Annotated in this window: 19 protein-coding genes; 15 read left to right on the top strand and 4 right to left on the bottom strand. The window is 40.2% G+C overall.

Features of this window, described 5'->3' with window-relative positions:
* Positions 1-160 precede the first annotated feature (160 nt).
* Complete coding sequence (locus tag QTN47_RS13295; protein WP_369329877.1) at positions 161-3,298, bottom strand: ATP-dependent helicase; 3,138 nt, start codon at positions 3,296-3,298, stop codon at positions 161-163.
* Positions 3,299-3,645: 347 nt separating this feature from the next.
* On the opposite strand from QTN47_RS13295, the gene QTN47_RS13290 reads away from it, so the two are divergent.
* A complete protein-coding gene (locus QTN47_RS13290) occupies positions 3,646-5,106 on the top strand; it encodes a TolC family protein (RefSeq protein ID WP_369329876.1) in 1,461 nt (486 codons plus the stop codon).
* A 68-nt stretch (positions 5,107-5,174) separates the two neighbouring features.
* A complete protein-coding gene (locus QTN47_RS13285) occupies positions 5,175-6,563 on the top strand; it encodes an efflux RND transporter periplasmic adaptor subunit (RefSeq protein WP_369329875.1) in 1,389 nt (462 codons plus the stop codon).
* 67 nt (positions 6,564-6,630) lie between these two features.
* On the opposite strand, the gene idi is transcribed toward QTN47_RS13285, so the two are convergent.
* From idi to QTN47_RS13270, 3 genes are all read right to left on the bottom strand, one after another.
* On the bottom strand, positions 6,631-7,197 hold the full coding sequence (idi, locus tag QTN47_RS13280; protein ID WP_369329874.1) for an isopentenyl-diphosphate Delta-isomerase: 567 nt from the start codon (positions 7,195-7,197) through the stop codon (positions 6,631-6,633).
* Between the two features lie 144 nt (positions 7,198-7,341).
* Positions 7,342-7,842: an RNA polymerase sigma factor gene (locus tag QTN47_RS13275; RefSeq protein ID WP_369329873.1), complete on the bottom strand. Its 501-nt coding sequence runs from the start codon at positions 7,840-7,842 to the stop codon at positions 7,342-7,344.
* Between the two features lie 184 nt (positions 7,843-8,026).
* Positions 8,027-9,199: an acyltransferase family protein gene (locus tag QTN47_RS13270; RefSeq protein ID WP_369329872.1), complete on the bottom strand. Its 1,173-nt coding sequence runs from the start codon at positions 9,197-9,199 to the stop codon at positions 8,027-8,029.
* Positions 9,200-9,552: 353 nt separating this feature from the next.
* Here QTN47_RS13270 and QTN47_RS13265 point away from each other — a divergent pair, with 353 nt between their 5' ends.
* The 13 genes from QTN47_RS13265 to QTN47_RS13205 all read left to right on the top strand — a co-directional run bounded on the left by QTN47_RS13265 (position 9,553) and on the right by QTN47_RS13205 (position 22,876).
* Complete coding sequence (locus QTN47_RS13265; RefSeq protein WP_369329871.1) at positions 9,553-12,000, top strand: SLBB domain-containing protein; 2,448 nt, start codon at positions 9,553-9,555, stop codon at positions 11,998-12,000.
* Positions 12,001-12,019: 19 nt separating this feature from the next.
* Complete coding sequence (locus QTN47_RS13260) at positions 12,020-13,069, top strand: GumC domain-containing protein (RefSeq protein WP_369329870.1); 1,050 nt, start codon at positions 12,020-12,022, stop codon at positions 13,067-13,069.
* Between the two features lie 14 nt (positions 13,070-13,083).
* Positions 13,084-14,100 (top strand): UDP-N-acetylglucosamine 4,6-dehydratase (inverting), encoded by a 1,017-nt coding sequence (pseB, locus tag QTN47_RS13255; RefSeq protein WP_369329869.1) that lies wholly within the window; start codon positions 13,084-13,086, stop codon positions 14,098-14,100.
* A gap of 4 nt (positions 14,101-14,104) precedes the next feature.
* Positions 14,105-15,253: a UDP-4-amino-4,6-dideoxy-N-acetyl-beta-L-altrosamine transaminase gene (pseC, locus tag QTN47_RS13250; RefSeq protein WP_369329868.1), complete on the top strand. Its 1,149-nt coding sequence runs from the start codon at positions 14,105-14,107 to the stop codon at positions 15,251-15,253.
* Between the two features lie 18 nt (positions 15,254-15,271).
* On the top strand, positions 15,272-16,126 hold the full coding sequence (locus QTN47_RS13245; protein ID WP_369329867.1) for an aldo/keto reductase: 855 nt from the start codon (positions 15,272-15,274) through the stop codon (positions 16,124-16,126).
* A 6-nt stretch (positions 16,127-16,132) separates the two neighbouring features.
* Entirely contained in the window at positions 16,133-16,897 is a 765-nt protein-coding gene (locus QTN47_RS13240; protein WP_369329866.1) for a cytidylyltransferase domain-containing protein, read from the top strand.
* A 35-nt stretch (positions 16,898-16,932) separates the two neighbouring features.
* Positions 16,933-18,276 carry a glutamate-1-semialdehyde 2,1-aminomutase gene (locus QTN47_RS13235; protein WP_369329865.1) on the top strand — a complete coding sequence of 448 codons (1,344 nt, stop codon included), beginning with the start codon at positions 16,933-16,935 and terminating at the stop codon, positions 18,274-18,276.
* A gap of 74 nt (positions 18,277-18,350) precedes the next feature.
* Positions 18,351-19,049 carry a pseudaminic acid cytidylyltransferase gene (gene pseF, locus QTN47_RS13230; RefSeq protein ID WP_369329864.1) on the top strand — a complete coding sequence of 233 codons (699 nt, stop codon included), beginning with the start codon at positions 18,351-18,353 and terminating at the stop codon, positions 19,047-19,049.
* 10 nt (positions 19,050-19,059) lie between these two features.
* Positions 19,060-20,028: a UDP-2,4-diacetamido-2,4,6-trideoxy-beta-L-altropyranose hydrolase gene (gene pseG, locus QTN47_RS13225; RefSeq protein ID WP_369329863.1), complete on the top strand. Its 969-nt coding sequence runs from the start codon at positions 19,060-19,062 to the stop codon at positions 20,026-20,028.
* Entirely contained in the window at positions 20,025-20,570 is a 546-nt protein-coding gene (pseH, locus tag QTN47_RS13220) for a UDP-4-amino-4,6-dideoxy-N-acetyl-beta-L-altrosamine N-acetyltransferase (RefSeq protein ID WP_369329862.1), read from the top strand. The genes pseG and pseH overlap by 4 nt, the downstream gene beginning before the upstream one ends.
* Before the next feature lie 27 nt (positions 20,571-20,597).
* Complete coding sequence (locus QTN47_RS13215) at positions 20,598-20,834, top strand: acyl carrier protein (RefSeq protein ID WP_369329861.1); 237 nt, start codon at positions 20,598-20,600, stop codon at positions 20,832-20,834.
* Positions 20,834-21,844 carry a 3-oxoacyl-ACP synthase III family protein gene (locus QTN47_RS13210; protein ID WP_369329860.1) on the top strand — a complete coding sequence of 337 codons (1,011 nt, stop codon included), beginning with the start codon at positions 20,834-20,836 and terminating at the stop codon, positions 21,842-21,844. Before QTN47_RS13215 ends, QTN47_RS13210 begins: the two co-directional genes overlap by 1 nt.
* 27 nt (positions 21,845-21,871) lie before the next feature.
* Positions 21,872-22,876: a 3-oxoacyl-ACP synthase III family protein gene (locus QTN47_RS13205; RefSeq protein ID WP_369329859.1), complete on the top strand. Its 1,005-nt coding sequence runs from the start codon at positions 21,872-21,874 to the stop codon at positions 22,874-22,876.
* Positions 22,877-22,879 lie beyond the last annotated feature (3 nt).

Here is a 22,879-nt window from a genome sequence, read left to right as displayed (position 1 = left end):
CGGTTTTGGGCTTTGGTTTTGCACTTTCAGCCCCTATCGTCGGTTTAAAAGATGTAAAGCATAAACTACATTATACATACAGACAATTATCCCGACGTCAAACCTTAAACCTCAAACCTGATACCTCACACCTGAAACCTTACGCCTCACACCCCAACCCTCACGCCTCATCCTCTTCTTCCGCCTCCATCTCCACCGTAAGTTCATTATTTTTTACAAAGTTGCACCAATGGCAGTCTTCTTTGCCGCAACCGGTATAAAAGTCCCGGTCCTGGATTTTCTGCCAAACAGTAGTGATCTGCTGTTTTACTGTGGTTATATCTTCAGGTCTGATGACTACTTTGGCTTTGCGGTAAACTTTCTTTTTGTCGGGCTCAACAAAATCAAATTCAGTACTCACAACGTTCCACTGCTTGCTTTCGTAGTTGTCAATCAAAATTTTGTAAAAGATTGCCTGGCGCCAGTAATCGCCTCCGTTGGGGACTTTTTCGCTTGGCGGCACCAATTTTTCCCTTGCTTTATCGGGGTCGCCTGTTTTGTAATCTACGACATTTACTTCTTTGCCATTAAATTCCAGTTTGTCCAGCTTACCTTTTAATGGAACGCCATTCACGTGCACGTTTTTGATATTCCGTTCGATGGCGACAACCTTATTCCACGTGTTGATATAGTTGTCATAATAATTGGAGAGGACCATTTCTCCATACTCCATGCGCCGGTTAAACTGTTCTTTGGTAAAACTTTCCCGGTGGCGGCGCATATACCATTTGAAGTCACTGATAAAGGATTCTTTGTCTGAGAACTGCTCGGTTTCCCGCATGTTTTTGAATAATTGCTCCAACGCATAGTGTACGGAAGAGCCAAATTCTGTTGCCTCATTTTTTGGCGATGGTATGCGGATAAGATTTTTGAAGTAAAACTCCAGCGGACATTTGAGATAGTTGTTAAGCGCAGTTACGTTCATCACAAATTTCTCAAGCAAACGGCTTATAAAATCTTCCTCGATCTTTTCTATCTCCGGAGCATCTCCGCCAGAAAGATCCAGCAACTGGAATTCCGCCAATACCTCCGGATCCAGGAAGATCTTTTCCACGGGCAGTTGATGCTGTTCCTGTATTTCTGCAATAAACATAGAGGGTTCCAACTCTTTGCCATCGTTTCTAAACCGGCTGTAAGAAATGAATAGATGTTGTTCGGCCCTGGTGAGTGCTACATAAAATAACCTGCGCATTTCTTCTTCTTCATCCTGGTTGGATGCAGATGTAAAAATGGTGTCAGGTAAAGAATAGCCTCCGCCTGGTCTACGTTTGCTTTCCCAGAATGCCGCATTGCAACCAGCAAAGAATACATACTCAAACTCCAGTCCTTTTGAGCCATGCGCCGTTAACAGGTTTACACCTTTATCACTTCCGCTTACCTGTACCAGCGGCAGACTAAGGCCTTCCTTTTCCATCAGATCGAATATATCCACCAATTGCTGCAATGTGAGAGACGGATTGCGGCGCGTTTCCTCTTTAATAAAGTCAAACAGGTTGGTTAGAACATGCAAGTGCCAGAGTTTTTCTTCACTTTGCATAATGTATTTGATGATGCCTGCTTCTCTGATGATATGTTCAAATAAAACCTGTAATGTAACATTAGGAACATCTGCGATCAGCTGTTCAAAAACTTCAGAGGCTTTTTTCAAAGATGGCAGAAGGCCTTGCGAGAAAAGATCTTTTGGCGGCTGGTTGCTTTTATCCACCAGTATTTTCCGCAAAGAGGTTCGGTTATTTTTAAATTGCTGATCCGACACTTCAACAGTGATCTTCGCTATCTCTATGGGAGGAATATTAAACCAATTGAAATGCAGTATTTCAAACAGCATTTCGTCTCCCCCGTAAGGAATATCATGTTCAGCTGCAAGGTAGCGCAGGATCAGGATGATCTTTTTTGCCAGCGGAATTTCCAATACGTTCAGGCTTCTTTTGCTGTAAACCGCAATATTTCTTTGTTTGAAATACTGACTCAGTTCCTCGCCATATTTGTTCTCTTTATACAGAATGCCAATGCGTCCCGGAGTAACACCCTGTTGCAGTAATTGCAGAACCTTGAGCGTAATATCCGTCATCTCCTGTTTTGGCGTCTCGTATTCCCGGACTATTGGTGCGTGTAAAAGCTGATTGATATTTTTATTGGAAGAAAGAAGGTCTTTGCTAAGTCCGGGCAGCTGGTTTACCAGTCTTTCATTGTTGCGGTCAATAAGTGTTTTTGAAACGTTCAGAATGGGCTGTGTAGAACGGTAGTTATTTGTGAGCACTATCGTGAGCAGATCCTGTTTGTAACTATCTGCAAATGCCAGCATATTTTCCACGTTCGCACCCTGGAAGCGGTAAATACTCTGGTCATCGTCGCCCACCACAAAAATGTTTGGCTTATCCCAGTAATTGATCAGGAGTTGCACTAACCGGTTTTGCGTACCACTAGTATCCTGGTATTCGTCCACAAGTATATACAGGAATTGTTCCTGGTAATTGGATAAAAGTGTTGGGTTTTCTTCGAACGCCTTAATTACCCAGTTGATCATGTCATCAAAATCATAGCGGTTGTATTTCCGCATCATTAGCTGGAAACGGTCAAATTCGTTAACCGCGGCACGTAATTTTTCCATGCGCTCGTTTGCCTCGTCCAACTTATCCTGTTTAAGATCTCCTGCTTTAAATTGCTTGTATGCACGTTTGTAAACGAATTCATCGCGCGTGGGGAGCGACGCCAGGTATTCGTCAATTTTTTCATTAATGAAGGCGGGAGTCCATCCCTCCCTTTTCATTGTGCTGAAAAGGGATTGCAGGTTCTTTATTTCAAAATAAACATCACCGCGGTATCTTTTTAGCGGGTGATTTTTTGGAAAACTATCTATCAGCTCTTTAAACAGTTCTATACGCTCCAGGTCAGAAATCGGATCAAGCGCTGTTTTTTCAAATAAAGAGAGATTATCCTGGATCACATCGTTACAAAAAGCGTGGAAAGTGTAAATGTTTACTTTGTATGCATCAGGACCAATAAAACCCAACAGCCTTTTCCGCATAGCTACAACGCCTGCATCAGTATAAGTAAGGCAAAGAATATTTTCCGGCAATGCATCTGTATTCAGCAATATCTTTCCTATCCTCGCGGAAAGTATCTGCGTTTTTCCCGTGCCGGGTCCGGCAATTACCATTACCGGTCCTTCAATGGTATTTACAGCAAGACGTTGCTGCTCATTTAAACCGTTATAAATCTCTTTGAATTTTTCTATTTGGGATTGCCTGGTGGTCATGAGACAAAGATAAGACCAAGGAAGACGTGTAAAACCGTAAGACCGTAAGATAGTAAGAAAGTAAGATCGTAAGAGTTGGCACCTTAAGCCCGAGGCCTTTTACATCAATCTTCACGCCTCGAGCTTTTACCGCAACCCTCATGCCTCAATCCTCAATCCTCACGCCTTACACCTGATACCTGAAACCTTGTGCCCGGCTGATGGCTGAAAGCTGATAGCCCATAGCTATTAAAAATTATTTACATGCATAGAATTTTTGGCAAATGCGTGTTAACTTGTGCGTAAACTTATTTTTCCGTTCATCTAATTTTAACGTGACGGGAAATGCTTTCTTATATTTTTGATATATGAAGAACTATGCTCTAACTCTAATTGCACTTATTGTCACAATAAGTTCTATTGCACAGGACAAATGGGATTTAAAGCGGTGTGTGGATTATGCGGTTAAGAATAACGTTTCTGTGAGGCAGGCTGATGTCCAGGCAAGAATCACTGCACTTCAGCTAAAACAAGCCAAATACGCCAAGATCCCGAGTATGAGTTTTTCGCCTAATATTGGCTTTCAGTTTGGCCGTTCTATTGATCCTACAACAAACCAGTTCACGACCACTCAACTACTTTACCAGGGGATGGCTCTGCAGGGTGGATTGCAAATCTTTGGTTTCGGACAGGTAAAACAAAATATCCACGCAAATGAGTATAACACGCAGGCCGCTTTTACAGATGTAGAAAAGAATGCAAATGATGTATCGCTAAATGTGGCAAATTATTATCTGCAGGTCCTTTCCGCTAAGGAGCAAATAAACATCGCAGAGGTTCAGGTATCGCAGACAAAATCTCAGTATGATATAACAAAAAAGAAAGTTGATGCCGGTGCGTTGCCGGAATTAAACCTCGCAGAACTGGAATCTCAACTTGCTACCGACAGCAGTAATTTGGTAACTGCAAAATCTAATTTTGATTTAAGCATTCTTACGCTGAAAGGTGTTCTTAATTTAGATGCTGCTGTTCCTTTTGAAGTAGATACACCTCCTGTAGACAAGATCCCGATTGAGCCTATTGCGGACCTTGCACCGGACGTTGTATTCGGCATGGCAATTAATAATCAGCCATTGCAAAAAGCCTATGCGTTGAGGATAAAGGGAGCAGAGAGCGCTATAAAAGCGAGTAAGGCTACACTGTACCCCAATTTCTATTTGGGTTATAATTTGGCGTCCAACTTTTCGAACCCGACAAAAAGCGTTGACTACAATAGCGTTACGGTGATTGGGAAAACACCCACATCCTATTTTGTTGATGTCAACGGTTCAAATTACAATGTTTTTCAGCCACAAGTTCATTACGATCAAATACGACGATCCTTTTTTACTTTGTGGGATGGCTATTGGGGCCAGATGGATCAGAACTTCAGGCAAGCCATTGGACTTACCATGACGGTTCCAATATTTAATAACACCGGTAGCTATCGTATCAACTACCAGCGGTCCCAACTCGATTTACAGAATCTGAAAATTCAACAGCATGGTGCTGATCTTAAATTGAAAAATGATATATACACTGCCTATACAAATGCAACAGCCTCGATGCAGAAGTATTTTATGGGCTTCAAGACTGTGGAAACTTCGCAAAAAGCGTATGATTATGCCAGTAAACGATATGAGGTTGGGTTATTGTCTACAATCGATCTTATAACCAATCAGAATAACTTGTTGAGGGCAAAACTTCAGCAGCTGAATAATCAGTACGATTATGTTTTTAAAATGAAACTGCTGGAATTTTACAAAGGACAAGGTATAAGGCTTGAGTAAACAATCATTATACTTCATAATAAATGAATATTCTGCCTGCGGGCAAATAGTTATAAATTCATCCATCTATGAGCAAAAAATTAAAATGGATCATCGGTATTCTGATAGTACTTGTAGTACTGCTTGTTGGTCTTAGTAAAGCCGGCGTTTTTGGCAAAGACGAAGGTGCTAAGGTAACTGCAGAAAAACCGCTAAAACGTACGATAATTGAGACGGTAACCGCGAGCGGTAAGATCTATCCTGAAGTGGAAGTAAAAGTGAGTTCCGACATTTCAGGTGAAATAGTGGAGCTGAATGTTGAAGAAGGAGATACCGTTAAAAAGGGCCAGGTGTTGGTGAAGATTTACGCAGATATTTACGCCTCAACACGCGATCAGGCCGCTGCTGTAGTCGCGCAGTCCCAGGCGCAGGTGTCCAATTCAAAGCAACAGCTCGGAGCCTTAAAAGCCACGCTTGATCAGACTGAAGCAGCGTATAAAAGACAAAAAACACTGCTGGACCAGAAGGTTATATCTCAGTCAGAATTTGAGCAATCGCAACAGGCATATCTTTCTGCCAAGGCAAATTATGATGCTGCTCAGAGCGGAATCATGGCAAACCAGGCAAATGTACAAAGCGCTCAGGCCAGTCTTAACCGGGCGCAGAAAGATGTGGGCCGTACGACAATTGTGGCTCCAATGGATGGCGTAATAAGCCTGTTAGCTGTGAAAAAAGGCGAAAGGGTAGTAGGTACAGCCCAGATGGCCGGAACAGAAATGATGCGCATTGCAGACCTTGCCAGCATTGAGGCGCAGGTGGATGTGGGAGAAAATGATATCCCTAAAGTAAAATATGGCGATACTGCATTGGTTGAAGTGGACGCTTATAACAACAGAAAATTCAAGGGAATAGTTTATAAGATAGCAAATCCGAATACAACAACAAGCACTTCCGCAAGTTCATCATCGTCTACAACAGTAACAAACTATAAAGTGCATATCCGTTTGTTGCAGGATAGTTATAAAGATCTGATTGTTTCCGGTAAAGGTTTCCCTTTCCGTCCGAATATGACAGCCAGTGCTGATATTCAAACCAAAACCAATGTAAATGTGCTCTCTGTCCCGTTGAATGCAGTAACTACACGGGATAAAAATGATGCACCGACCAACAGCAAAGACAAGGACGATAAAAAAGATAAGAAAGATGATAAATCATCATCGGATGCTGATCCACAGCCTGTTGCCGGCGATGAAGGAATAGATGAGGTTGTGTTTGTGCTGCAAAAAGATGGGACAGTAAAGAAGCAAAAGGTAACCACATCAATACAGGATTTGAATTACATCCAGGTTGATAGCGGCTTGTCTGATTCATTGCAGGTAATAACTGGTCCGTATGATTTAGTGAGTAAACAGCTGAAAGATGGAATGAAGGTAAAGGTTGTTCCGAAGGATCAGTTGGTGCAGAATTTTAAGAAATAAAAAAGTTTATTCAATAAAAAAGGGAGCGAATGTGAATGCGCTCCCTTTTTTATTTGTTTGAAAAAAACTAGGATTGTTTAGTTACAATGTTTTCAACAGCAGAAGCCGCGAGGCTGGTCACATGCTGCTTCCACCAATCATGTACTTTACCAAAAGCAATATGGAACCACACGGTATATTTATGCGGATGAGACTGAAGTGAAGCGGCAATATCTTCCATTGTTTTAAAGCAATAGTCATTTACCTCTTCGGGATTGGGTTCAATTCGTCCGTTGTATGTACCGACAAATACGTGATCAAATTCGTTTTCAGTCAGGCCGTTTGGAAAGGAAGCCTGGTAAGTAAATTCAAAAATTTTCGACAGATCTGTTTCAAAACCAAGTTCTTCTCTCAATCTCCTTAAAGCGCTTGCAGAGGTATCTTCATTCGGCTTGGGGTGACTGCAACAGGCATTGGTCCACAAGCCGCCGCTGTGATACTTTTTAAGTGCTCTCTGTTGAAGAAGCATCTCGCCTTTTTTGTTGAATATAAATACACTAAACGCCCGGTGAAGCAAGGCCTTTTCGTGCGCTTCCATTTTTTCCATTTCACCAATGGCTTCGTCCTTATCATTAACTAGTATCACATGTTCCATGCAATAAAAGTAAGGATTAGCCATTATTACAATGGTAATTTTTTTTCGGTACGTAAAGAGTGCAATTAAATTACGAGAGATACGGTTAAGGCTGAATTACATGGGGGACAGAGAAAAAGAACCTGGAGAATCTGAGAAAATGGACTAGAATCGTTCGATTTGAATTTTAAGCAGTTTTCTGGCGAAATGTATCCGGCTTTTAATAGTGCCCAAAGGTTCTCCAAGCATGTCTGCTATTTCGTGGTATTTAAACCCGTCGAAATACAGCAAAAATGGCTTTTTGAAGATCTCAGGAAGATGATGAACAGCGTCCTGCATCTCTTTTATGTTCATATTACTTGTTGCAATATTTGCGGCGGTAATTTGAACATAATTTAAAAAAGCATCATTAGGCGTTGCATCAAAAATGGTGTTTTGTCTGAATCGTCTGCGATAATTGTTGATAAAAATATTACGCATGATGGTATACAACCATGCTTTAATATTAGTGCCAATATTGTACTTGTCTTTGTTGGCTAACGCCTTGTATAAAGTCTCTTGAAACAAGTCTTTGGCAGCTTCTGTGTCCCGGGTTAATGTTATAGCAAAGGGTTTTAAGAACTCCGCATTGCTTAACAGAATTTGATTGAATTCTGGTGCTTGCATAATGTGACTGTTTAAAGGTGTCTTTATAAAATTAAACAACCACAACACCAAATGCAAGTGATCTGACAAGATTTATTTAAAAAATGTACGATAGTGATAGAGATATCTCTAATCGCTGTAATGCAATCGGTAATGGCGTTTTGCGCGATTGGGACATTCAAAAAATAGCGCAAAGGTTTGCGTACTATACCTTCATGTAAATCTTCCTTTTATCCATTACATAAACTATCAACCAGTATATTAAAATGAGTATAATTGAATAGAATAAAGATCCATTTTTCAGATTGTCAGATACCGGTTTGCATACATGCTCATACAACCAGCTAAACGGCGAAAGATAGCTAACTGATCCATCACTGTTGATGCCATTTTCGATTCTGATCAATCCCAATACACGTGGCAAAAAACCACTCAAAACAAATATGAATAACGGGTTCTTTCCAAACACATCAAAAAACCTGCTCCACCATCCTTTAACTTCTTTAAATTCAAGCAAATAGATGCATACACCAAGAATAAGTGCAGCCAGGCCAGAGGTGAGTAACACATAACTGCTTGTCCATATTTTCTTGTTGATCGGAAACACTTCGCCCCAGCATACACCGGCAATAAAGAGAATAAATCCAGCCACAAAAAGATTAGACAGCATTTCATAATTCTTTCCTTTTTGTTGAATGTATTGTCCAACCAGGTAACCAAACACAACCTGTACAATTGCAGGCAAAGTACTCGCCAGTCCTTCCGGATCAAAAGGCACGCCTTCACCATGATATACATGTGGCTCTCCAAATAAACGCACATCCAGCATTGTTCCAAAATAACCCTGCAAGCTGTAAGGATCATTAGGATCGCCAAGCATTGCACACAGCACCCAATAGGCAAGCAGAATAATTATACTGATATAATATGCGCCCTTTGTTTTAAAAAAGTAAACGATAAGCGAAGCAAACAGATAACACAATGCTATGCGTTGCAGCACGCCCATAACGCGCACGCCCTGAATTTTGCCACTATCATTAACCCAGGTCCATCCCTTGAACACAAGGTGATCATGGCTCCATCTCAAAAACGGGCACCAGTTCAAAAAGAGGCCGATCAGAAATATCAATAAACTTCTCTTAATCACTTTTTTGAGAAACACATTTGTCCCAGCCTGCTCAAACCTCGGCATCACAAAAGCCATCGCGTTGCCAACAGCAAAAAGGAAAAATGGAAACACAAGGTCAGTCGGCGTATATCCGTGCCATGGTGCATGGTCAAGCAATTCATAAGCCGGGCCGGCCTGGTTGTTCACCATGATCATAAATGCAACAGTTGCTCCTCTAAACACATCCAGTGAATAATAACGTTGGGACATATGGAAGATTAAGAGGGGAAGATAAAATAAGTTTTGGTTTGGGGGAAAAAGTTAGAAAAACATTAGTATCACTAATAATAAGGGCATTGCTCAAACCAGGGTGCCATGTCAGATTTCGCCAGAAGACTGGCATCATTTTACGTAATAAGTTCAAAACTAGGCCGGTTTGGGCATTTTTAAGGCTTTTTGAGAGCATTATAAAAATCCTATATTTGCGGCCGGTTAATAATTTCAAAGGGGGATTCATATGCCATCCAGCCGAAAAAGCAAGAATACTATCGGTCGTTCTTTCTGATCGATATTTTTTTGATGGTATGTGACTCAGGTGGCGGAGCCATGTAAAAAAAGTCAGGATGAAACGGTACCTTAAATTCTATTTTTCAGCTATAGCGATAATTGTTTCTGTTGCAACGGTCTATTCGCAGGATCTTCTGAGGGGAGGTGATTTAAGCAAAATCAAAGTAGATCAGTTGACTGATGCACAAATCTACAAATATCAGCAACAGCTAAGAGCGTCAGGAATGACAGTGGAGCAGGCAGAACAAATGGCTGCATCTAAAGGAATGTTGCCTGACGAGATCAATAAGCTGAAGCAGCGGATTGCCATGTTAAATGCCAATAAGAGTTTGACTGGCTCTAAACAAAACTCCGACACGCTTACTGTTCAACCCAATCGCTTCGAAGATTCATCGTCTATCGATACAAATAGAAAGCCACAGCCGTTGATCGATCCCAAGATATTCGGATCTGAATTATTTAACAATCAATCCCTTACATTTGAACCCAACTTGCGCATAGCTACACCTCTTAATTATCAAATAGGGCCTGACGATCAGCTTGAAATATCAGTATATGGCATACAGGAGGTCGCTCATTCTTTGACAGTTTCATCAGAGGGTGCGATATATATACCTAATGTAGGCCAAATTAAGGTAGGGGGAATGACGATAGAAGCCGCAACCGACAGAATTAAGGGGTATATGCAGCGTTCTGCGTATCCGACATTGGGTAACGGCGGGTCAAAATTATCCGTTACGCTTGGAAACATACGTAGCATCCGGGTGACTATTATTGGAAGCAACAAACCAGGAAACTATACACTGCCATCCCTATCAACTGCTTTTAATGCGCTGTTTGTTTGCGGCGGCCCTTCCCAGTTCGGTAGCTTTAGGGAAATTGAACTAATCCGAAGTAATAAGCTATTTAAGAAAATTGACCTGTATCGTTTTCTTGTAAATGGTGATCAGTCTGACAATGTTAACTTAAGGGATAATGATGTTATCCGCATTCCAGCATATAAAGATCGTGTGGAAATTTCCGGTTATGTAAAGAGACCAGGAATTTTTGAAATATTACCGGGCGAGAGTTTTAGTGATTTGTTGAAATTTTCGTCAGGCTTTTCTGATAGTGCATATAGAGCATCCGTAAAAGTTACGCAGTTCACGGATAAGGAATTGCAGGTAAAAGACATATTTGCAAAGGAGTACGAGACTTATCAACCTAAAGGCGGCGATTTTTACGCTGTAGATAAACTATTGGGGCGATATGTAAATAGAGTTACAATAACCGGGGCTGTGTTCAGAGGCGGAGGTTTTGAGTTAACACAAGGAATGACGTTGAGCGATCTGATAAAGAAAGCTGATGGCATTAGAGAGGATGCATATACCGACAGGGGGCAAATTATTCGTTTGCAGCCAGATCTTACCAAAGAAATTCTTTCATTCAATGTAAAAAATGTTCTCAATGGGAGTGAGCAGATTAATTTGAAAAGAGAAGATTCGGTTGTGATTAAATCAATTTTCGATTTAAGGGATGAATACTATGTGTCAGTACAAGGAGAAGTAAGAAATCCCGGATTTTATAGTTATGGAAATAACATTAGTTTGAAAGATCTTGTTATTCAGGCCGGGGGGTTAGCGGAAGGAGCATATACCAGGAGAATTGAAGTGGCAAGGCTCATAAAACGAGATACGCTTACTTCACAAGACATTAGAGCCAGTGATATTGTTGAAATAAATGATATTGGAGATCTTTCTTCAGGATCTAACAACATTAAACTACAGCCCTTTGATGTTGTTACAGTACGCAAAAAGCCAGGTTACCAGGAGTTACAAACGGTGACAGTAGCTGGTCAGTTCCAATACCCGGGACCATATGTTTTATCAAAAAGAGAGGAACGCGTAAGTGATTTGGTAAAGAGAGCAGGAGGATTTACTCCGGAGGCGTACATTCAGGGCGCGTATGTTAAAAGATACAATGATGATAATGAAATGACCGCCCTTCGTAAACAAAAGATTGAAAAAATTCAGTCCCAGTTGAAAGACACCTCAAGTACGAACATTACGGAAGATCTTATAAAAGAATTTGACCAAATCCCCATAGACCTAGAGAAAATACTGCGTAACCCCGGATCTCCCGAGGATGTCGTTTTAAAAGGACGCGACGAGCTTTTTGTTCCTCGATTCAATGCCCAGGTTAGGGTGAGCGGAAGCGTGTTATTCCCAACGCAAATTCCGTATGACAAATCCTACAGTTTTAAAAACTATTTGTCGGCTGCGGGCGGTGTTTCGGAAAGAGGAAGAAAAAGCAAATCATATATTCTTTATGCTAATGGAAAAGCGAAGGCGACCAGACATTTTTTGTTTTTTAAAAACTATCCCACAGTTAAACCTGGATCAGAAATTGTCGTGCCCGAAAAGCCTGAACGAAAAGCCTTTTCGACTGGGGAAATAATAGGTGTATCAAGCGCGTTGGCCTCCTTGGCCGCAGTAGTTGTTGCAATTATTAATTTGACCAAATAATTATAATTCTCATCAATATATGCCTGAGCAAGAGCAACAAATTACGCTGAAAGAATTAGTTGGCAAGATCAAGGAATGGCTTGCGTATTTGCGATCTAAATGGCTTACTATTTCAATATGTGTACTTGTTGGTGGCGTATTGGGATCCATATATGCAATAAGGAAAAAGCCAACTTATACGGGGACAGTCACTTTTGTATTATCGAACAATGATTCTAGGGGTGGCGGTTTAATGGGATTGGTAGGCCAATTCGGATTGGACTTATCTGGAAACGTGACCAGTGATGTTTTTGAGGGCGAAAACATCATTGAACTTCTTAAAACAACAAGAATTATTAAGGGAGCGTTGTTCAAAAAAATTCCTGCCAGGAATGATCTGCTAATTAATTACATCTGCGATAGTTTTCCGGGGTTGCAGGGCTGGAAAGAAAATGCTTATGTAAAAGCGCAGTTGCCTTTTCCTAATGACATTAATTCGGTAACTCCAGTTCAGGACAGTCTTATTAATGCAATTCGCGACATGTTGGTTAAGGGTGTTTTAGATGTTAGCAAGCCTGACAAAAAATTAAGTTTTTACTCTGTGTCGACCAAAAGCTCGTTCGAATTAGTATCTATTCATCTTGCCAGGAATGTAGTTCAAGAAGCCTCGAAGTTTTACATTGACACTAAAACGAAGACAGCTCAAAACAATCTGGAAATGTTACAAAATGAGGCAGACAGTTTAAAAAGACTCTTGGGATCTTCTATAATTTCTGCAGCAAACGTAACTGATCGAACATTTAACCTTAATCCCGCGCTTCAATCAAAGAGAACCGATGTTCAATGGAATCAGTTACAGGCTCAGGCGGCAGGAACCGCTTACGGTGAGGTTGTTAAAAACCTTGAGATTGCAAAAATGACTCTGCAAAAAGAAATGCCGCTTTATCAAATAATAGACGAACCAAGCCAGCCCTTGGTAAAGGAAAAAGCCAGTTTGCTCAAATGGACGGTTATTGGTGCATTTGTGCTAGGAGTTCTTGCAACAATCTTAATATTTTTCAGAAAAATATATAAACAGTTACTTTCATAGTAAGAATTTACATTATGCTTGATTTAAATGGTAAATCGATATTAATAACCGGAGGAACGGGCTCATTCGGAAAAAAATTTGTAGCCGAAGTGCTGGCAAAATATCCTGATATCAAGCGGATGGTTGTTTTTTCACGAGACGAATTGAAGCAGTTTGAAATGGCGGCTTCCTTCCCTTCTTCAAAATATCCAAACATCCGTTTTTTTATTGGAGATGTACGTAGTGCGGAACGATTAAAACGTGCTTGTGAAGGTATTGATATTATAATCCATGCAGCAGCGCTTAAGCAGGTGCCAACTGCGGAATATAACCCAATGGAATGTATTCTAACTAATGTCATGGGTGCTGAGAATGTGATTAACGCAGCATTAGACTGCGGCGTGCAGGACGTTGTGGCGTTATCGACTGATAAAGCTGCTGCTCCGATCAATTTGTACGGAGCAACTAAACTCTGCTCTGACAAGTTATTTGTTGCAGCAAATAATATCAAAGGGAAAAGAAACCTACGTTTTTCTGTTGTTCGCTATGGGAACGTGATGGGCTCACGGGGCTCCGTTATACCATTCTTTTTAGAAAAGAAAAAGAGTGGCATCCTTCCTATTACTGACGAAAGAATGACAAGGTTCAATATTTCGTTGGAAGATGGCGTTAACATGGTACTTTTTGCATTACAGCATCACTGGGGTGGTGAGATCTTTGTACCCAAAATTCCATCATACAAGATTTTAGACGTAGCAGAAGCTGTAGCTCCTAACGCAGAGAAACCGATAGTAGGGATTAGACCCGGAGAAAAGATTCACGAAGAAATGATTACAGAGGCCGATTCATTTACAACCGTAGACGTTGGCAAATACTATGTTATTTTGCCACAGGTGCCCGGATGGTCACGTGATGAGTATCTTAATCATTTCAAAGCTCAGCCTGTAGAAATCGGCTTTAAGTATAACTCGGGAACAAATACTGAGTGGGAGACTGTTGAATCATTGAGAGGCCTTATCAAACAGCACATAGATCCTAATTTCGTAGCATAATATCATGAATAGCATTCCTTACGGCAGACAGCACATCACAGAAGAAGATATTAAAGAAGTAACACAGGCACTTCAGTCTGATTTTTTGACTCAGGGGCCTGCAATTTTATCCTTTGAGAAGGCATTTGCTACCTATGTAAATGCCAAATACGCAGTAGCTGTGTCAAATGGAACGGCCGCCCTTCACCTCGCAGCCTTAGCGCTTGGTGTTGATGAAAAGTCGAATGTGATTGTTCCTGATATAACTTTTGCCGCCTCGGCAAACTGCATTAAGTATTGCGGAGGAACGGTGACATTAGTTGATGTTAATGCGGAGACAGCGACAATTGATCTGGATGCGGTTGAAAAATTGTTAAGTTCAGCTCCCGCAGGAACATTTACGGGAATTGTTCCGGTTGATTTTGCGGGCTATGCAGTTGATACTGAAAAATTGAGAACCCTGGCTGATAAATATGGACTTTGGATTCTTGAAGATGCCTGTCACGCACCCGGTGGATATTTCGTAGACAGCAAAGGTGTTAAACAATTTTGCGGAAATGGTACTTATGCTGATCTTGCGATATTCTCTTTTCATCCTGTTAAACACATTGCATGTGGTGAGGGAGGAATGATAACAACAAACAATAAGACTCTTTACGAAAAGCTATTGCTTTTGCGGACGCATGGTATTACAAAAGATCCTGCTTTGATGCATGAAAATCATGGCGGATGGTACTATGAAATGCAGGAACTTGGATATAACTACAGGCTTACTGATTTTCAGGCGGCCCTGGGAACTTCTCAATTGAAGAGAGCCGATGAAGGCCTTAAGCGTAGGCGTGAAATTGCATCAAAATACGATGCCGCATTTGCCAATTCGGTTGTAAAACCCCTGGCTGTGCAAACCAGCGGTGAAAATGCGTATCATTTGTACGTTATACAGGTGTCCGATCGTAAAGGTTTATATGAAAATTTAAGAGCAAAAAATATATACGCACAGGTTCATTACATTCCTGTACACATGTTGCCTTATTACAGGAACAGCGGCTATAAAGATGCCCGTTTTCCAGTTGCTGAATCATACTATGAAAAATGTCTAAGCATTCCCATGTATCCTACGCTTACAGATGCTGAACAAGCATATGTTATTGAGGCTATTTTGGGCTATTATTAACTATGCTCAGACTTAATAATGAAAAAAATTATTTTAGGCACGGCCCAACTTGGGCTGGATTATGGTATTAACAACCATGCCGGACAACCCGACCTTCAAAAGACAAAAGAAATTCTTGACTACGCATTTGAAAATTCAGTACGTGATTTAGATACGGCTGAATTGTACGGAGATGCGATCCAACGTGTAGGTGCTTACCATCGCGCAACCGGGCGAAAATTCCGGATAGTCAATAAATTTAAGGCGGCTTCCTATAGGAGCCCTGCTGAAATGCAGACTTGTGTTCTACAGTCGCTCGAGGTCCTGGACGTAGATACTTACGAAGTGCTCATGTATCACGCGTTTAAAGATTTTTTAGCTGGGCACTTTCAGCAAATTATAAAGTCGCTGCAAAAGCGGGGAGCTGTCAGGAAAACCGGTGTATCGATATATTCAAATGAAGAGCTGCTTACCGCAATTGAGTCCGACATTGATATTATTCAGGTTCCTTTCAATCTATTAGACAATCATTCCCAACGAGGTGAGCTATTGTTAAGAGCAAAGTCTGTAGGAAAAGAAATACACGTAAGATCGGTTTTTTTGCAGGGGCTTTTTTTTGTTGCTAAACCTTCCAGCAAGTTATCTCCGCTTAAAAGAGAACTAGACATAATCGAGGAGCTGGCTGATGAATATTGCTTTAGTATAGATCAGATGGCTTTGGAGTATGTTTACTCTAAAGATTACATCGATGCAATATTAATTGGAGTGGATAACCTTGACCAATTGAAGAAAAACATTTCAATCTTTAAAAAAATGAATCGTGATTTTCTTTTTGCAAAGATTGATTTTCTTCGGACTGACAGAACCGATTTATTAAGCCCTGTTAATTGGTAGAACTTTATGAAAGTATTGCTAATTACTCAGGCCAGATATGGTTCGACAAGGCTGCCTGGCAAAGTGTTGATGGAGGTTTTAAATAAACAGACCTTACTGGATGTTCATTTAAAACGAATACTTACCTCAAAAAGAATTGATAAGGCAGTTGTAGCAACCACCCATGAAAAGAAAGCTTCAAGAATCATCGACATCGCTTTTCAAAATGGAATTGAGGCGTATCGGGGCGACACTCACGATGTTCTGGATCGATTTTACAAAACAGCATTTTTATTTCAGCCTGAATATATAGTAAGAGTTACATCTGATTGTCCGCTTATCGATGGATCAATTATTGATCTTGTAGTTGGTCATTTGCTGGCTAATGAACTGGATTATGTTTCAAATACGTTAGAGCGAACTTATCCCGACGGATTGGATGTGGAGGCCTTTACCTTTAAAGCACTAGAATTAGCCTGGAAAGAGGCTCATCTGAATTCGGATCGCGAGCATGTTACGCCCTTTATTTGGCGCAATTCATCCTTTAGGAATGGAAGTCTTTTTAAGTCTGCTAACGTTAGTTGCGAAAACAGCTTCGGGGAAATGCGACTTACTGTTGACGAGTACCCGGATTTGTTGGTTGTGCAAAAACTAATAGTCGAGCTGGGGACGGATAAGAATTGGATGGCCTATGTAGATTTGTTAATCCAGAATCCAGCTATTGCAGCTTTAAATAGTCATTTTAAATGTAATGAAGGTTATGTAAAATCTTTGGCAAAAGACATAACCTGATTATATACATTCTTTTAACCTTTAACTCTAAAAAAATGATCCTAAACTTTGAAAAATCAAATATTTACAGGCAAAAAATTCATCAGTTAATTCCTGGCGGTGCGCATACATATTCTAAAGGAGACGATCAATTTCCTTTATTATCACCAGCCGCAATCAGTCACGGAAAAGGCGCATGGATATGGGATATCGACGGCAATAAATTTCTGGATTGCAGCATGGGGCTTACCTCGGTAAGTCTCGGACATGCCTTTGAACCAGTACTGGAACGCGTTCGACAAGAACTACTGAAAGGCGTCAATTTTCAACGACCCTCGGTTATTGAAATGGAAATGGCCGAAAAGTTTTTAAGCCTGGTTCCTCAGCATGACATGATCAAATTTGCCAAGAATGGATCAACTGTTACAACTGCAGCTGTCAAGTTAGCCCGGGCTTTTACGAAAAGGAAGTTGGTGGCATTTCCAGCGGAACATCCTTTCTATAGTTATGATGACTGGTTTATAGGAAGCACTGCTTGTAATAAAGGAGTGCCAAATGACACCAATAATTTATCCGTCACGTTTAAGGCTTGCGACGCTGCATCACTCGAAGCACTGTTTGAGAAGTTCCCCGGGCAGATTGCCTGTGTGATTACCGAACCGGAAAAAAATTTCTGCGATGGTACTTGTGCATGTGGCGGAGAACCTGGTGGCTTTTTGCAAAAAGCGATTGATTTGGCTCACAAGAATGGGGCGCTTTTCATTATTGACGAAATGATTACCGGGTTTAAAACGAATTTTCCCGGCAGCATAAGAAAATATTCTCTGGAACCAGACATGACTACGTGGGGAAAGGGCATTGCAAACGGCTTCTCATTCTGTGCATTAACCGGCAAGAAAGAAGTAATGGAATTAGGGGGAATTAATCGTAAGGGTGAAGAAAAGGTATTTCTTATATCAACAACACACGGTGGCGAAACACACGCTATAGCAGCAGGCCTTGCGACAATTGATTTCTTTGAAAATAATGATGTAATTGGCCATAGTCAGCAAATGGGTGCGAAAGCGATCAGTGAATGCAATGGCATCATTCAAAGGCAATGTCTGAGTGATTTTGTTTCACTTAGTTGCAGTTCCTGGATGCCAGCGTTCGTATTTAGGAATAGGGAACGCCAGATGGATGCCGGATTTAGGACGCTGATGATGCAGGAAATGATTAAAAACGATGTATTGTTCCAGGGTGTGCTTGTGCCTTCTTTCAGCCACACTAATACAGAAGTTAATTTCTTTTTGGATGCTTTTGAAGCATCATTGTCGGTGTATAAAAAAGCTCTGGAAGTAGGATACGAGAAATATCTCATAGGCGAAGCTGCAAAGCCTGTTTTCCGAAAGATTCTTTAAACTGCATATTACTAATGTTCGATTGATAACTCGAATTATAAGTAGTATGCATGTTCTTGATAACCTATTGAAACATGAAAAAACTACTTATAATTCCTGCGCGAACAGGCAGCAAGAGAATTCCCAACAAAAACTTCAGAGATTTTTTAGGAAAGCCTTTAATCTCATATGCAATTGAAAAGGCGTTGGCTTCTAACCTTTTTGATGAAGTTATGGTTTCAACAGATGATGAAGACGCCGCTTTGCTTTGCAGAAGTTACGGAGCTAAAGTGCCATTCTTAAGGTCAAAGGAAAATGCAAATGACTTCGCCACAACTGCAGATGTAATAACGGAGGTTATTAAAAACTATCAAAATGCTGGGAAAGTCTTCGATTTAGTTTGCTGTTTGTACCCAACTTCAATTTTATGCTCAAAAAATCATATTGTAGCTGGAGTTGAAAAGTTTTTAAATGAGTCTTTAGATGGTCTCTTAACAGTCGTTAAGTATCCCCATCCAATCGAACGTGCATTGATTGTCGGGTATAAGGATAGAATAAATTATGAACACCAGGAGTTTGCAAACACAAGAACACAAGACCTTTTGGACAGATACTTCGATGCTGGTCAGTTCTATATCTTTAAACCACAGACTTTTTTAGAGACGACTAGCGTAATCAATGCAAATTGTGGATTTATAGAGCTTAATCCTATTGAAATTCAGGACATAGATACTCCTGAGGATTGGCTTGCAGCTGAAGTTAAGTATAAGATGTTTAATTTTTTCGGTCATTAGAGCGTACCCAATGAAGAAAGTTTATTTTCGAGTTGATGGTAATACGGAGATAGGATTGGGACACATAGTTCGTAGTTGTGCTTTGGCAAACATGTTACGCGAGCGTTTTGAATGCCATTTTTTTGTTCGGGATTATTTGGAAATAACAAAAAATAATGTTGTAGAAGCCGGCGCAATACTCCATATCATGGATAGCGGGATTACCCTCGTAGAAGAACGTGAAGCTTTTGCGAATTCAATTGATTCAAATGTAATCGTTGTGCTGGACGGTTATAGCTTTAATACTGATTATCAGATCACAATCAAACAACGGGGTAATAAATTGGTTTGTATCGATGATATTTATTCTTTCCATTTTGTTTCGGACGTAGTCATCAATCATGCAGGTGGTATTGATCGGGAAGCTTACAGCATTGAACCGTATACTCGTTTGTATTTGGGATTAAAATATGCAATGTTGCGCTCCCCTTTTTTGAAGTCTGCCTATGGGCATACGATGCCAAATGAGCGGGATGCTTTCATTTGTTTTGGGGGAGCTGATCCAAAAAATGACTTACTGATCGCTTTGTCTCGTCTTCCGGAATGGATGACTAGTATGACAATTAATATAGTCATAGGAGGTGCATATCGATATGAAGAAGAGCTTATTGGCTTTCTGGCAAACAAAAATTGGAGGTACAAGCTGCATAAAAACCTAAACGCGTCATCTATGTCGCATTTAATGACTAAATGTTCAATCGCGATCTGTTCACCTAGCTCGGTTGCATTGGAATATTTGGCGGTTTCAGATGGCAAGCTCTTTTTGATCGTAATAGCGGACAATCAACGAGATTTTTATAATTATCTGTTATCCGAAAAGCTAGGATTTCCATTTGATAATTTAAGGGAACAGGTTCATGTCGATCTTGAATTCCGAAGATCTCTTTTTGACGGAAAACAAAAAAGCAGATATTTGGAGATATTTAATTCTTTAAAATGAATGTTTTTTTAAGACCCGTGGAATTAGCTGACATTGAACAGTTACGCCAATGGCGCAATTCTGAAAATATCAGGACCGTGTCAATTTCAAATGAGTATATTACAACTGAAATGCAGGTAAACTGGTTTAATAAAATCAAAGACGAAAAAAATGGACTTTTTTGGATAGTGATGAATGATGCAAAACCAGTTGGCTTTGCATCGGTTAGAAAAATTGATTATACCAATTTAACTTGCGAATTTGCCAACTTATATCTCGGCGAGGCTGGCAATGAGGGATCTGGACTAGGCGCGATGATCGAATTTCTTGTGATAGATTACGTCTTTAACAATTTGCAAAATATTCGTAAAATCAACTGCGAAATATTGAGTAATAACCCTAAGGTAATTCAGATGATCAGAAAGTTTGGCTTCATAGAAGAAGGGATATTAAGAAAACAATATGTAAAAGACAATGTAGATTTAGACTTGCATTTGTTAGCTATCTTCAAGGATGTTTGGAACAACAATAAAGACAAATTAAAAAAAATGTTGTTCAGATGATTTTTTATTAATCTTAAAAAAAATGTTATGGACTTTGCATCTTTTCTTCCCAAGTTTAATGAGCAATTAATGGAGGATGACCTGAGTAAGATTTCTGGGCAAACAAAATTCAGACAGCTTAGCTCTTGGGATTCCTTGACTGCGATGGCCGTGATCACCATGATAGAAGACGAATATAAAGTCGGAATTAACGCGGAAACCTTTAAAACATTCGTTACTGTGGAAGATATATACAACCACGTATCTTCAAAAATTGTTGAATAGTGAATGCGAAAATAGTAGCTATTTCCTATTGGCTACCCGATCAAAAATTGACCAATGAGGAAATAAACAAACTGCATCCCGAGTGGTCAGTAGAAAAAATTGCATCCAAAACGGGTATTTACGAACGAAGGATCGCTAATGAAAATATTTCGACTGTTGACATGGCTTACTATGCAGTAGAAAGAATGTTTTCTGAGAATAATATTGATAAGTCCGTTGTCGACTTTATTTTGCTTTGTACCCAGAGTCCCGATTACTTTCTACCAAGCTCAGCGTGCGTTTTGCAAAACCGTTTAGGCCTGTCAACTTCAGTTGGCGCGCTCGATTTTAATCTTGGTTGTTCAGGGTACGTATATGGACTCGGACTGGCAAAGGGATTGATTGCTTCGGGTTCAGCAAAAAACGTACTATTGGTGACCTCTGAAACATACTCCAAATTAATTCACCCGGACGATAAGTCTAATAAAACAATTTTTGGAGACGCTGCTGCCGCTACGCTTATTTCTTCAGACGAAATGCTGGAAGGACTTTCGATTGGTAATTTTGTATATGGTACAGATGGTAAGGGCGCAGATAATTTGATAGTCAAAAATGGCGGGTTTGGAAATAAGCATATTTTTCCGAATAGGTCAACAAGCTTGGAAAATGATCAATTTAGTAGTGACGATTATTTATATATGAACGGAGCTGAGATATTTAAGTTTACTTCTCAAAACGTTCCGGAACTCGTGGATAGTGTGCTTAAGGCTAACAACACGTCTGACGAAGAAGTGGATATGTATATCTTTCATCAAGCAAATAAATACATGCTTGATTTTATCCGGAAAAAGATGCACATTCCTGAGAGCAAATTTTTTTACTTCCTGGAAACTTGCGGAAACACAGTTTCTTCAACAATCCCCATTAGCTTATCGGAGGCTTTCGCGCAGCGGAAAGTATCTAATAAGAGCAAAATTCTGTTAGCTGGTTTTGGAGTAGGGTATTCCTGGGCTGGTTGTATTCTCGAATAAAGATTTTATTTGTTGAAATTGATTAAAATGGATGTACAAATTAGTGCCATATCATATTGGTTACCTGAGCAGGTTTTAACTAATGAAGAAATCAATCGCAATCATCCTACATGGGAGATTGAAAAGACTTCTATTAAGACAGGGATACGAGAAAGAAGAGTTGCAGGAGAACAATCGACGGGCGATCTCGCTTACATGGCTGCTGTTCAGCTATTTAATGAACATAAAATAGCTCCCGATTTAATTGATTTTGTTTTACTCTGCACACAAACTCCTGATTTTTTTCTTCCCACGACGGCATGTATTTTACAAAATAGACTGGGGCTAAAAAAATCTTGCGGTGCTCTTGATGTAGGGCTAGGCTGTTCAGGCTATGTCTATTGTCTGGGGTTGGCCAAGGGACTTGTTCAATCCGGATCTGCAAGAAATGTGCTCTTAATTACCGCTGACACGCTTACAAAATTGCTTCATAAAGATGACAAATCAAGCATCCCACTCTTTGGAGATGCTGCAACTGCGACATTGGTTTCCTGCGAACAAAAAGGAATAAAGATTGGAAATTGTGTATACGGTTCAGATGGAGAGGGGGCAAATAATCTCATTGTCAAAAATGGTGCGAACAAGCACAAACCAATGGATGGGATTGATATTTACGACAATGAAAATGAGTTTGTTCGAAATGACAACAATTTGTACATGGACGGAACTGAAATTTTTAAATTTACAGCGTCCAACGTGCCGCCTCTTATCAAGAGGGTTTTAGAACAAAACATGCTTAGCAGGGACGAAGTAGATTTATTTGTTTTTCATCAGGCAAACAAATATATGCTTGACTTTGTACGCAAAAAGATCGGTATTGAACCAAGTAAGTTTTTCTATCATTTAGAAAGGAGCGGCAACACAACTTCCTCAACAATTCCAATAGCTTTGAAAGAAGCCATGATTCAAAACAAAATGACAAGCAATAGTAAGGTCGTTTTAGCTGGCTTTGGTGTTGGGTATTCTTGGGCCGCGTGCGTATTAGGTAATTAAATC

The organism is Danxiaibacter flavus (assembly GCF_041060425.1).
GTDB lineage: Bacteria > Bacteroidota > Bacteroidia > Chitinophagales > Chitinophagaceae > Danxiaibacter > Danxiaibacter flavus.
The sequence above is the reverse complement of the archived record's forward strand: the minus strand, read 5'-3'. Positions and strand labels throughout refer to the sequence as shown.

Coding starts and splice junctions, on each gene's coding strand:
- QTN47_RS13295 (WP_369329877.1), bottom strand. CDS start 3,298: ATGACCACCAGGCAATCCCAAATAGAAAAATTCAAAGAGATTTATAAC.
- QTN47_RS13290 (WP_369329876.1), top strand. CDS start 3,646: ATGAAGAACTATGCTCTAACTCTAATTGCACTTATTGTCACAATAAGT.
- QTN47_RS13285 (WP_369329875.1), top strand. CDS start 5,175: ATGAGCAAAAAATTAAAATGGATCATCGGTATTCTGATAGTACTTGTA.
- idi (WP_369329874.1), bottom strand. CDS start 7,197: ATGGAACATGTGATACTAGTTAATGATAAGGACGAAGCCATTGGTGAA.
- QTN47_RS13275 (WP_369329873.1), bottom strand. CDS start 7,842: ATGCAAGCACCAGAATTCAATCAAATTCTGTTAAGCAATGCGGAGTTC.
- QTN47_RS13270 (WP_369329872.1), bottom strand. CDS start 9,199: ATGTCCCAACGTTATTATTCACTGGATGTGTTTAGAGGAGCAACTGTT.
- QTN47_RS13265 (WP_369329871.1), top strand. CDS start 9,553: ATGAAACGGTACCTTAAATTCTATTTTTCAGCTATAGCGATAATTGTT.
- QTN47_RS13260 (WP_369329870.1), top strand. CDS start 12,020: ATGCCTGAGCAAGAGCAACAAATTACGCTGAAAGAATTAGTTGGCAAG.
- pseB (WP_369329869.1), top strand. CDS start 13,084: ATGCTTGATTTAAATGGTAAATCGATATTAATAACCGGAGGAACGGGC.
- pseC (WP_369329868.1), top strand. CDS start 14,105: ATGAATAGCATTCCTTACGGCAGACAGCACATCACAGAAGAAGATATT.
- QTN47_RS13245 (WP_369329867.1), top strand. CDS start 15,272: ATGAAAAAAATTATTTTAGGCACGGCCCAACTTGGGCTGGATTATGGT.
- QTN47_RS13240 (WP_369329866.1), top strand. CDS start 16,133: ATGAAAGTATTGCTAATTACTCAGGCCAGATATGGTTCGACAAGGCTG.
- QTN47_RS13235 (WP_369329865.1), top strand. CDS start 16,933: ATGATCCTAAACTTTGAAAAATCAAATATTTACAGGCAAAAAATTCAT.
- pseF (WP_369329864.1), top strand. CDS start 18,351: ATGAAAAAACTACTTATAATTCCTGCGCGAACAGGCAGCAAGAGAATT.
- pseG (WP_369329863.1), top strand. CDS start 19,060: ATGAAGAAAGTTTATTTTCGAGTTGATGGTAATACGGAGATAGGATTG.
- pseH (WP_369329862.1), top strand. CDS start 20,025: ATGAATGTTTTTTTAAGACCCGTGGAATTAGCTGACATTGAACAGTTA.
- QTN47_RS13215 (WP_369329861.1), top strand. CDS start 20,598: ATGGACTTTGCATCTTTTCTTCCCAAGTTTAATGAGCAATTAATGGAG.
- QTN47_RS13205 (WP_369329859.1), top strand. CDS start 21,872: ATGGATGTACAAATTAGTGCCATATCATATTGGTTACCTGAGCAGGTT.